Origin of the sequence: Methylobacterium sp. WL6 (assembly GCF_008040095.1) — a bacterium.
Taxonomy (GTDB): domain Bacteria; phylum Pseudomonadota; class Alphaproteobacteria; order Rhizobiales; family Beijerinckiaceae; genus Methylobacterium.
The window spans coordinates 1-1102 of the sequence record NZ_VRVH01000591.1; the positions used below are offsets into that span (position 1 = coordinate 1).

The window sequence follows — 1102 nt, forward strand, 5'->3', positions numbered from 1 at the left end:
GCGCGTGGCCAAGCCCGGCGCGCCGGCGCTCGTCGCCGACATCGTCGCCCCGGACGACGCCCTCCTCGACACCCATCTCCAGGCGGTCGAACTGCTGCGCGATCCCTCGCACGTGCGCGACTATTCGGTGCCCGAGTGGCTGGCGATGCTCGCCGAGGCGGGATTCACCGTCGACAGGATCACCCACGGCCGCCTGCGCATGGACTTCGCCACCTGGATCGCCCGGATGCGCACGCCCGAGCCGCTGGTCACCGCGATCCGCGCCCTCCAGGCCACCGCCCCCGACGAGGTCGCCCACCATTTCGGCCTCGCGCCGGACGGAAGCTTCTGGCTCGACACGGTGCTGATCGAGGCGGTGGCGGCCTAGGTGCGTCGCAGGCGCCGGGCTGGGCCAACCCGTCATTCCGGGGCGACGCTGGCGAGCCCGGAATCCAGAACCGCCGTGCGCGCGAACCGCGGCACCACCTGCGGCACTGGTTTCCGGGCTCTGCTTCGCAGCCCTGGAATGAGCGCGCCCGATGTCATGACCATCGCGGTGCCCGACCAGCGCGTCCCTCCCTCCCCTCTTTTGCGGGGAAGGGAGAAGCGGCCGCGCCTCACCCCCAAAGGTCCCGCTCCGGCGGATGGATCGTGCTGCCCTCGAACAGCAGGCCCGGCGTGCGGTCGCGGGCGAGGAGCAGCGGGCCGTCGAGGTCGATCGTGTCGGCGTGGTGGGCGAGCAGCATCGCCGGGGCCATGGCGAGCGAGGTGCCGACCATGCAGCCGATCATCAGCGAGAGGCCGCGGGCGCGGGCCTCGTGGGCGAGCATGATCGCCTCGGTGAGGCCGCCGGTCTTGTCGAGCTTGATGTTGATCGCGTCGTAGCGGCCGGCCAGATGATCGAGCCCGGCGCGGTCGTGCAGGCTCTCGTCGGCGCAGATCGGGATCGGGCGCTCGATCCGGCTCAGAAGCCCGTCGTCGTCGGCCGGCAGCGGCTGCTCGATCAGCGTCACGCCGGCGGCGAGGCAGGCCGCGAGGTTGGCCTCGAGCGTCTCCGGCCCCCACGCCTCGTTGGCGTCGACGATGAGCCGGCTGTCGGGCGCGCCGCGGCGCACCGCGGCGA

1 protein-coding gene and 1 pseudogene are annotated in these 1102 nt (G+C 72.8%); one reads left to right on the plus strand and one right to left on the minus strand.

Annotation, left to right across the window (positions count from 1 at the left end):
• A pseudogene (locus FV230_RS30165) lies at nt 1-367 on the plus strand (SAM-dependent methyltransferase); the annotation flags it as partial.
• A 229-nt stretch (nt 368-596) separates the two neighbouring features.
• Here the strand turns inward: FV230_RS30165 and FV230_RS28605 are convergent.
• The coding region (locus FV230_RS28605; protein WP_281408346.1) for an enolase C-terminal domain-like protein at nt 597-1102 on the minus strand (506 nt) is incomplete at its 5' end.